This window comes from Thermogemmatispora sp., from assembly GCF_019683755.1.
Lineage (GTDB): Bacteria > Chloroflexota > Ktedonobacteria > Ktedonobacterales > Ktedonobacteraceae > Thermogemmatispora.
In genome coordinates this window covers 1-9,665 of record NZ_JADGHT010000168.1, presented here as the reverse complement: position 1 = coordinate 9,665, position 9,665 = coordinate 1, and the positions used below count along the sequence as shown (strand labels likewise).

Here is a 9,665-nt window from a genome sequence, read left to right as displayed (position 1 = left end):
GCCCGCTCTGGGTGATACCGGTTTGCTCAGGATGTCAGTCTCTCCACCCTTCTTCCTCGGGCTAAGCATTGCTGACCACTGCAGCACCTGCCTCCGTTATTTTTCTATAATAACGTTGATAGTGGAGCCACGATGGCAATCTGCTGTCAGTCTAGCAAAGATTACTGAATTTTGGCTGAAGGTCAAACCTCCTTCTCTGGGGGCTTTGGCGATCCTGCCGACAAGGGCGGACGGTGCCAGCCGAGACGGCGGGTCACTGTCTCGTCCAGAGTAGCAGCTCCGCTTAGCAGCCCGGGCTCAGCCATCCGTCCTGTTCCCGAGAAAGGGACTATGCTCAAAGAGGGGAGTATGGTATCATGAAAGCCATGCAACAGGACAACGAGAGGCAAGAACTCTACGCCCGCGTCCTGGGATACGTCCAGGGGGTTGGCTTCCGCCAGTTTGTCATGCATCATGCTACGGCCCTGGGCCTGCGCGGCTATGTGCGTAATCTGGCCGACGGGAGCGTGGAAGTAGTGGCGCAAGGGCCACGCACCGCACTCGAACGGTTGCTGACGTTGCTCCACCGCGGCCCGTCCGCCGCCGAGGTCCACGAGGTTCGCGTTGACTGGCGCCAGCCTAGTGAGCCACTGAGTGGCTTCCATATCCGTTGGTAGGCTGCCCGCCGCACGACTCTTCCGGGAGGCAGCGCAGTACCATCCTGCACGATCTTCCTTGTGACACTTGTTGCAGATTACCAAACTCGTCAAGCGTCTCTATCCCGGCTCGTTGAAGCTTCCACTGTATATTACGCCAAACCGGTCGTCAGGTTAGTTAGAGTGAAGGAGGCTCGGGGTTTGATCGATCGAGAAACAGTACTCCACATTGCTCAACTGGCCCGGCTCGGCCTCAGCGAAGAGGAGGTTGAGCTATTCCGCCAGCAGTTGTCTAGCATTCTAGAGCACATGGCTATTTTGCGCGAGGCCGACGTGAGTGGGGTCTCTCCCCTGGCGCACGCCTCACGCCTCACGAACGTGATGCGTGAGGACGAGCCCGGTCCGTCCTATCCCCCGGAGGTGCTGCTGGCCAACGCCCCCGACCAGGAGGAGCAGTGTTTGAAGGTGAATGCTGTGTTGGAGGAGTCCTAAGCGATGAGCGCATTGCATGAGCTAACCATCAGTGAGGCGGCGACGCTGCTGCGTCAGCGTCAAATCTCCGCTGTTGAGCTGACGCGCGCTTTTTTGGAACGGATCGCGGCTCTCGATGAGCGTATCCGCGCCTTTACCCTGGTGACAGCGGATTTGGCTCTGCAGCAGGCCCATGAGGCCGATCAGCGTCTTCAGCGCGGCGAGCAGGTCACCCCCCTGACAGGTATTCCTCTGGCTATTAAGGATGTGATCTGCACCAAGGATATTCCGACCACCTGCAGCTCGCGCATGCTGGAGCATTTTCGCCCCCCCTTCAATGCCACTGTGATGGAACGCCTCACTGCCGCCGGCGCGATCATGTTGGGAAAAACCAATATGGATGAATTTGCAATGGGGTCCTCAACTGAGCACTCAGCATTTTTCCCAACACATAACCCCTGGGACCTGGAACGTACACCTGGCGGGAGCAGCGGCGGCTCTGCAGCAGCGGTGGCAGCGGGGATGGCTCCGGGAGCCCTGGGCAGCGATACCGGTGGCTCAATCCGTCAGCCTGCTGCGCTCTGCAACGTCGTGGGGCTGAAGCCCACCTATGGCCGCGTGTCACGTTTCGGCTTGGTTGCTTTCGCTTCCTCATTGGATCAGATCGGCCCCTTTGCGCGTACAGCCCGTGACGCCGCTTTGCTCTTGCAGGCAATCGCTGGCCCTGATCCGCGTGATTCAACCTGCTCACCCGCATCGGTGCCAGACTATACGGCTGAGTTGACGGGCGACATCCGCGGCTTGCGCATCGGCGTGCCGGTGGAGTATTGGGAGGCTCCTGGTATGGAGCCTGGTGTGGCCCGTGTCGGCCAGGAGGCGATCCAGCGCCTGCGCGAGCTAGGGGCTGAAATTCGTGAGGTCTCGCTTCCCCATACCCGCTATGGGGTCGCTGCCTACTACATCATCGCCCCGGCTGAGGCCAGCGCTAATCTGGCCCGCTATGATGGCGTCAAGTATGGCTACTCCTATCGCGATACAAGCGATATGTGGGAGGCTCTGGATAAGACTCGCCAGTATGGCTTCGGGCCAGAGGTCAAGCGACGCATCATGCTGGGAACCTATGTGCTTTCTGCCGGCTACTATGACGCTTACTATAAACAGGCCCAGAAGGTGCGAGCCTTGATTGCTCAGGACTTCGAGCGCGCCTTTGAGCAGTGCGACGTGTTAGTCAGTCCTGCTTCGCCAACAGTGGCCTTTAAGCTAGGAGAGAAGCTGTCTGATCCTTATCAGATGTACCTGAACGATGTCTTTACTATTCCGGCAAACCTTGCTGGGATCTGTGGCATCTCGATCCCTAGCGGCTTCAGCGAAGGTCTGCCTGTGGGCCTGCAGATTCTAGGAAATGCTTTTGCCGAGGCGACGATCTTGCGTGTGGCCGATGCCTTCCAGCGTGTGACGGATTACCATACCCGCTACCCCTCCCTCTTGGAGGGGAAGGATACAGCCTAGCCGGAGGGATGGCTCGCCTCGCCTCATGAGGTGGGAACTGCCTGACCCTTGCCCAGCAGCTGTTCGCCCTGTGGAAACTGAGCGGAAGAAGGAGAACTTTGCTTTGCCACAACAACAGCAGCGTTCCCGTTCTGTTTTCCCAACTCTGTCACCACTGGTAAGTCGCATTCTGGCGGCGCTCCTCCTGGTTCTGGCTGCCAGCATCGCTATTGGGACCTCTTTGCTGGTTTTCACTCCTCTCGGAGCCAAACCAGCAAGCGGTCCCTTTGCAGCAGCGACCCCCACGGCAACCGGCACGCAGCTTCCCCCAACGCCAACACCGACCCTGGCTCCTGTGCTCACTCCTCACGGTACGCCGCCAGCTCTGAGCGCCGCTGAGGCGATGCTGCTCGATGCTGACAGCGGCCGCATTTTGGTCGATATGAATGGCGAGGTACCCCGCCCGATGGCCAGTACAACAAAGATTATGACGGCGGTCATCGCTCTGCAAATCGGTGATCTTCATCAGGAGATCACCGTCGGCGCCGATGCCGTGAATGAGGCCCGCGATAATGATGGAAGCAACGCAGGCCTGCAAGTGGGGGAACGACTGACCTTGCGCGATCTGCTTTACGCTCTACTCCTGCCTTCCGGTGATGATGCTGCCATTGCAATTGCCGATGGCCTGGCCGGCTCATCCGAGAAGTTTGTGACTCTCATGAACCTCTTTGCCTGGCGACTCCACCTCTTCCAGACACACTATGCCAATCCTGATGGCCTGCCGGCCCCTAATCACTATAGCACGGCTTTCGATCTGGTGCGACTGGCTCGCTATGCAATGACTATTCCCCTGTTCGCCGAGATCGTGCGGACGCGCGTGTATTCTGTGCCTGAGACCGCTACGCACCTGGCTCACGTCTGGACCTCAACGAATGAGCTGCTGAGCACGTATCCAGGGGCTACTGGCATTAAAACGGGCTTTACCGGCGAGGCCGGCTACTGCCTAGTCTTTTCGGCGACGAATAAGGGTCATCACCTGATCGGGGTGGTTCTGCACGCCGCCAGCTCCGAAGCTCGCTTTCAGGATGCTCGTCGCTTGCTCGATTGGGGCTTCTCGCTGCCGGCGCTACCAGTTAGCGCTTCGGCACCGCCCCCGCTCTGAGCAAGGTCTACCGGGCCCACTTGGGCAGTCCAACAGCTCTCTCTGAGGTTGCCGTGTGTCGGGCCGGGCGCCTCACGCGTCGTGCGATTCTGGTCCACCTTGCCAGCAGAACAGACTGGTAAGGTGGACATAAACATGATAGAATAGGCTTTACGACCTGACCATGCTCGCACTAACCTTTGGCACAAAGGACAGCAATGCGTTACGCCGTTTTCAGCGATATACACGCGAACCTGGAAGCACTGGAAGCAGTGCTGGCAAAGATCGATGAACTCTCTAAAGAGAAGCCCATCGATCAAATCTGGTTTCTGGGGGATCTGGTTGGCTATGGCCCCGACCCCAATGCCTGCATTTCTTTGCTGCGCGAGCGTACTGATGTGATTATCGCAGGAAACCATGATTGGGCTGCGGTGAATAAAATCGATCTTGATGACTTTAGTGCCGCGGCTCGCATCTCCGCCGAGTGGACAGCCCAGCAGTTAACAGAGGAGCACCGCGAGTTTTTGGCTAATCTTCCGGAGCGCCTCGATATCGGCGATGTTACGCTTGTGCACGGAAGCCCCTACGGACCCCTGTGGGAGTATCTGACCTCCGAGGTGCTGGCCGAGCGCAGTTTCCAGCATTTCAGTAGTCGCTTTTGCTTTGTGGGCCATACTCATATTCCAGTGATCTTCCAGCAGCCAATGAACGTTAGCAAGACCGGGAGTGCCGGCGCTTCCAGGGAGCAGACGGAGAAAACGGCTTCTGCTGCCATCGCCGCCGATGCTGGCGAGACCAGTACCAGTGGTTCAGAGCGACCTGCCTCTGTCAGCCAGAGCGAGGGCGAGACGGGGAGGACATCAGAGGAAGGTGCCTATCATCAGGAACCTCAGGGCGCTGCCACAACAACTGCGGCGGCCACAACTCGGGAAACTAGCGTCTCTGAACATGGCTCCGCGGCTGAAGACACACTCAGTGCAGATCAGCCAGCCAGCTCCGAGTCCGAATTCAATGGCCAGCAAGAGGCCTATGCTGATATCGTGGCAGCCTTGGAGGCAATCGAATCACGGACCTCTGAAGAGGAGATTCTTAGTGCCGAAGACCGCCTGAATAGTGAGATTGAGGAACTGCTGGCTCTGCTCGGCCTCAGTCAGAGCATGATCAAGGTCACAAACGAGATGCTAACTCCTCCAGAAGGCCATTGGGACCCACCCGCCGGCTACCGCGCTATCATCAATCCCGGCGGCGTTGGCCAGCCACGCGATGGTGATCCACGTGCCGCTTTTATGATCTACGATACGGAATCTGGCTTTGAGTTCTACCGCGTGCCATATGACATTAAGAAGACTCAAGAGAAAATTATTAAGGCCGGACTGCCCCAATATCTGGCTGTGCGTCTGGCCTACGGTCGCTAGCAGTTCGATGAACTCGTACTTCGACTGCCCCTTTGTCGGACTTCTCTCGCTTTCAACGAATATCACAGAAGGTGAGCATTTAAGCTGGCAATAGATGAAATTGATTGTTGGATTGGGCAATCCCGGCCCGCAGTATGCGCCGACGCGTCACAACGTCGGCTTCCGTGTTGTTGACAAGCTGGCTCATAAGCGGGGGTGGCGCTGGAATGAGGAACGTAGCCGCGCCTTGTTGGCCAGCGGTTGGTTGGGGAGAGAGAAGGTTATCCTTGTAAAGCCTCTGACCTATATGAATCTCAGCGGCGAGGCCGTAGGGGCGCTTGCTCGTTGGTATCGCCTTTCTCCTCAAGACATTCTGGTTGTCTGCGATGACCTTGACTTACCCGTTGGACGCCTACGCCTGCGTGCGCGCGGCAGTACAGGGGGCCATAATGGTCTGGAAAGCATTGTCCACCATTTGCATAGCGACCAGTTCCCACGCCTGCGCGTAGGGATCGGACGTCCGACTGAGCGACATACGAGCGTCGTCGATTATGTGCTGGGGGTGCCCCCGCCCGCCGAGCGTGCTCAGCTCGATCAGGCTGAGGACGAAGCAGTGGCCGCTATTGAGCTGGTGCTTGCACGTGGCCTAGAGGCAGCGATGAGCGTGATCAACAGGGACCCAGAGGCCCGACGTCGTTCAGAGGAACAGCGCCAGCGCCAACAAGCTCGCCGCCCTCCGATCCAGCTAGGCATGGTTGCCCGCCTCTTTCCCGCCCACTGGCGTCCTCTGCGTGAGGAGATCGCCTTTGCTCGCTCGTGTGGCTTCCAATGGCTGCAGCTCCGCTCTTCAGAGGCAGGACTCACTGAGCAGGAGCTAGGCGATTCTTTCGAGACGCTTACAGCAGCCTTACATGAAGCTGGCCTGACTTGTGCTTTAGAGATTGCGCTCTCCCTGACTGAGGCAGGGACAACGGCAAGCGGCGCGACGCTGGCAACCGCACTGCATGCCAATTTGGCCGCGATCCGCCGTTTACCATGTAGCCGTGTGCATTTTCACTTGCTGGCGCCTCTCAGTGGTCCCGACGTCCTGCCAGGGCTGGAAGAGCGCCTGGTACCCGCTCTGCAGGAAGCTCAGGCTCTTGCCGCAGCCCAGACTCCGCCTTTCTCACTGGGCATTGAGCAGAACGAGCCTGCCGCTGGTCTTTTTGCCCGACCTGATCGCTGCGCCTGGCTGCTGGAACAGGTGCCTGGGCTAGGTCTGGTCTGGGATGTCAATCATACCCCCCCCGAGACCCTGCAGGACTATCTAAGGCTGACCCCGCGGATGATCCTGGTCCACGTCTCAGATACCCCGCTGCCACAGTTGAATTATCACCTGCCTTTGGGACTGGGGACCCTGGATATTGAGGGCTACTGCGAGGAGCTGCTTGCACGCGGCTTTGCCGGTCCCGCTATCCTGGAAATCGGAGGGACCCCCCGCTCTGGCGGCTTCGGCCGCGATAGCGATGAGGCACTGCAAGCTTCGGCCCAGCGCCTGCGCGCTGCTCTCGGACGGGCTTATGCCCGCCTACGTAGCCGGCTAGCCGGAGATGCTACAGGCCAAGCGTCATTACCTTCTTAGGTAGGCGTCGGTGCCTCCTTTCGAGAGGCTCGCCCTGCAGCTCTCTCTGGCAGACTTAGCTTGTGTTGTGATAAGATAAACTATAAGAAAACCCGGCGGGAAGGTCGCCCCTCTAGCCGAGTCTGATCTGAGCTGAGGTCAGTCCGCTGGCGCTGATCAACTGCAAGCCAGCCGGAGTCAGATCAGGACAGGGGATTATCAGGTAGGTGTGGGTGTGCTTCTGCGCTGGTCTGGTGTGCTGATTCTCTCAGGAAGAGGTGCTCTCTCGACAGGACTGGCCCGCTGTGCTACACTAGGAATGGCCTACGCGGGCCTTCTCCTCTTCGTCTCACCAGCCAGCGCCGGGAGAGCGGGTGATCTTCATAGATACGGCACCCGCAGAGCTAAGCACTCAGCAATACGCACAGCAAGCAGACCAGTCACCAAGAAATCTTACTCGGTGTTGTGAGGCCAGATTGACACTCCAAGGTTTACTACCATTACTCACCCAGCGAACAGACTTCAAACGACTGCTCAGGCGGCTGCGTGCTGCTGAAGGGTTACCGGTTCTTGACGCAATTACTGAGCCGGCGCGTCCGTTTATCATCGCCGCTCTGGCAGCAGCATATGAGCAGCCACTGCTGATCATAACAGAAGACGAAGAAGGGGCACGGTCGCTAGCTGAGAGCCTGGCTGCTTTCGCCCCAGAGGGCAGCCAGGTGCTCTACTTCCCTGGGCGTACAGCCCTGCCCTATGAGCGCCTGCTTAGCGACGCCGAGACAATACAGAAGCGCATGCAGGTGCTTATCCGCCTAGCGCGGCGCGAACCGCGCCTGCTCATCGTTTGTGGGGCGCGGGCACTGACGCAGCCGCTCATGCCGCCCTATGAGTTGGAACGCACTCTGTACGAGCTGCAACAGGGCGAAGAACTAGACCTCTCGCTTCTGCTAGAGCACCTTTACAACCTGGGCTATGAGCCAGTAGCTGAGGTTGAAGAACCTGGCCAGTTCAGTCATCGCGGGGGAATTGTCGACTTTTTTCCTCCGACTCTGGCCCGACCGGTGCGCGTCGAATTCTTCGGTGACCAGGTCGAGTCCTTGCGCACCTTTGACCCAGAGACACAGCGTTCACTCAATCCACTGACGAGCTGTCTGATTGGTCCAGCGCGCGAAGCACTGCCAACGCGGGGAGCACAAGCGGCACGAGAGCTAGAGCAGCTTGATCTACGTATTCTCCACCGCGACGCTGAGGAGCGCTGGCGGCGTGATCTGGAGCTGCTGCGCCAGGGTCGTTCGTTCGAAGATATCGCCTTCTACTTGCCATACTTACATGAGCCGGTCACACTGCTTGATTACCTGCCTCGGGATGCTCTCGTCATTCTAAACGAGCCTGAGCATATCCAGAACCGCATTTGTGACCTAGACGCTCAGGCCCAGGAGCTGAAAGCGCGTCTAGAGGCGGAGCGCGAGAATCCGGCCCACCTGCGACCGGCGCATTTTTGCTGGGAAGATCTTCATGTGCGCCTGCAGCAACGCCGTCAGTTGCACTTTGCTGGTATCCTGGCTGCCACAGGCGAGTCCACCCCTGATGGTACTCATCTGTCCAGTCAAGAGCCATTGCTACCGGCCTGCAGCAGCGCGAACTCCTACGGAGGGCGTATCCGGGCTTTCGTCCATGACTGCCGCAAGGCTCTGGCTAACCGTGAGCGCGTCGTAATCGTCACTGCCCAGGCACGTCGTCTGGCCGAAGTCTTTGCCGACGAGGCCAGCCACGAAGAAGGGCCTCTCCATCTCAGCCCCGGCACCAGTATCAAGGAGCTTCCCCCCGAGGGCAGTCTTACGCTCATTCAGGGGCACCTTGCCGAGGGCTGGCAATCGCGCACCCTCGGCCTGACCGTCTACTCTGACACCGAGGTCTTTGGCTGGTCTAAGCGTCGCCCAGCCCAGCGGCGCCGGCCAGTTACTCCAGCTTCCTTCCTGACTGAGCTGAACCCTGGTGACTATGTTGTCCATCAGGAGCATGGCATTGGGCGTTTCGAGGGCCTGGTCAGAATGAACCTGACTGGGGTCGAGCGCGAGTATTTGCTGATCCGCTACGCAGGGAACGATAAGCTCTATATTCCGACAGATCAGCTCGACCGTGTGACGCGCTATATCGGCATGGGGGAGGCTGTGCCGGCTCTCAGCAAGCTTGGCACCACTGAATGGACACGCGCCAAGGCACGCGTCAAAGAGAGCGTCCAGGACATCGCCCGCGAGCTGCTGCGGCTCTATAGCTTGCGCGAAACCACCGAGGGCCATGCCTTCCCGCCTGACTCCGAGCAGCCGTGGCTGAAAGAGCTAGAGGACGCCTTCCCGTATGAGGAAACTCCCGATCAGGCGCGGGCCATTGAAGAGGTCAAGGCCGATATGGAGCGCCCCAGGCCGATGGATCGCCTGGTCTGCGGCGATGTTGGCTATGGCAAGACAGAGGTCGCCTTGCGCGCCGCCTTCAAGGCCGTTCTCGATCAGCGCCAGGTAGCCGTACTTGTGCCCACGACAGTGCTGGCGCTTCAGCACTACAATACCTTCAAGGAGCGCCTCAAACCCTATCCAGTGCGTGTTGAGCTGCTCAGTCGCTTCCGCTCCGAGAAGGAACAAAAGCAAATTCTGGAAGATCTTGCACTCGGGAAGATCGATATTATTATCGGTACCCATCGCTTACTGCAGAAGGATGTCGTCTTCTTCCAGCTCGGTCTCCTCATCATTGACGAGGAGCAGCGCTTTGGTGTGATGCACAAGGAACGGCTCAAGCAATTGCGCACAGAGGTTGATGTTCTGACCATGACGGCCACCCCCATTCCACGCACCCTACATATGGCCCTGGTCAACCTGCGCGACATGAGCGTTATCGAGACCCCCCCCCCAGGCGCGGCTGCCGATACGCACCGCCATCCG

The 9,665-nt window shown here is 58.8% G+C and carries 7 protein-coding genes; all 7 read left to right on the top strand.

Annotated features, from left to right (window positions below):
• Positions 1-356 precede the first annotated feature (356 nt).
• Positions 357-656, top strand: coding sequence for an acylphosphatase (locus tag IRZ24_RS11915; RefSeq protein ID WP_297164410.1), 300 nt, complete (start codon positions 357-359; stop codon positions 654-656).
• A 180-nt stretch (positions 657-836) separates the two neighbouring features.
• Positions 837-1,127, top strand: coding sequence for an Asp-tRNA(Asn)/Glu-tRNA(Gln) amidotransferase subunit GatC (gene gatC, locus IRZ24_RS11910; RefSeq protein WP_297164408.1), 291 nt, complete (start codon positions 837-839; stop codon positions 1,125-1,127).
• 3 nt (positions 1,128-1,130) lie between these two features.
• Complete coding sequence (gene gatA / locus IRZ24_RS11905) at positions 1,131-2,615, top strand: Asp-tRNA(Asn)/Glu-tRNA(Gln) amidotransferase subunit GatA (protein WP_297164405.1); 1,485 nt, start codon at positions 1,131-1,133, stop codon at positions 2,613-2,615.
• A gap of 103 nt (positions 2,616-2,718) precedes the next feature.
• Entirely contained in the window at positions 2,719-3,756 is a 1,038-nt protein-coding gene (locus tag IRZ24_RS11900; protein ID WP_297164402.1) for a D-alanyl-D-alanine carboxypeptidase family protein, read from the top strand.
• A gap of 197 nt (positions 3,757-3,953) precedes the next feature.
• Positions 3,954-5,150 (top strand): metallophosphoesterase family protein, encoded by a 1,197-nt coding sequence (locus IRZ24_RS11895; RefSeq protein WP_297164399.1) that lies wholly within the window; start codon positions 3,954-3,956, stop codon positions 5,148-5,150.
• Between the two features lie 94 nt (positions 5,151-5,244).
• Positions 5,245-6,750: an aminoacyl-tRNA hydrolase gene (gene pth, locus IRZ24_RS11890; protein ID WP_297164396.1), complete on the top strand. Its 1,506-nt coding sequence runs from the start codon at positions 5,245-5,247 to the stop codon at positions 6,748-6,750.
• Positions 6,751-7,205: 455 nt separating this feature from the next.
• Positions 7,206-9,665 (top strand): DEAD/DEAH box helicase (locus IRZ24_RS11885; protein WP_297164393.1); only part of this gene is annotated, 2,460 nt, incomplete at its 3' end.

Coding starts and splice junctions, on each gene's coding strand:
- IRZ24_RS11915 (WP_297164410.1), top strand. CDS start 357: ATGAAAGCCATGCAACAGGACAACGAGAGGCAAGAACTCTACGCCCGC.
- IRZ24_RS11895 (WP_297164399.1), top strand. CDS start 3,954: ATGCGTTACGCCGTTTTCAGCGATATACACGCGAACCTGGAAGCACTG.
- pth (WP_297164396.1), top strand. CDS start 5,245: ATGAAATTGATTGTTGGATTGGGCAATCCCGGCCCGCAGTATGCGCCG.
- gatA (WP_297164405.1), top strand. CDS start 1,131: ATGAGCGCATTGCATGAGCTAACCATCAGTGAGGCGGCGACGCTGCTG.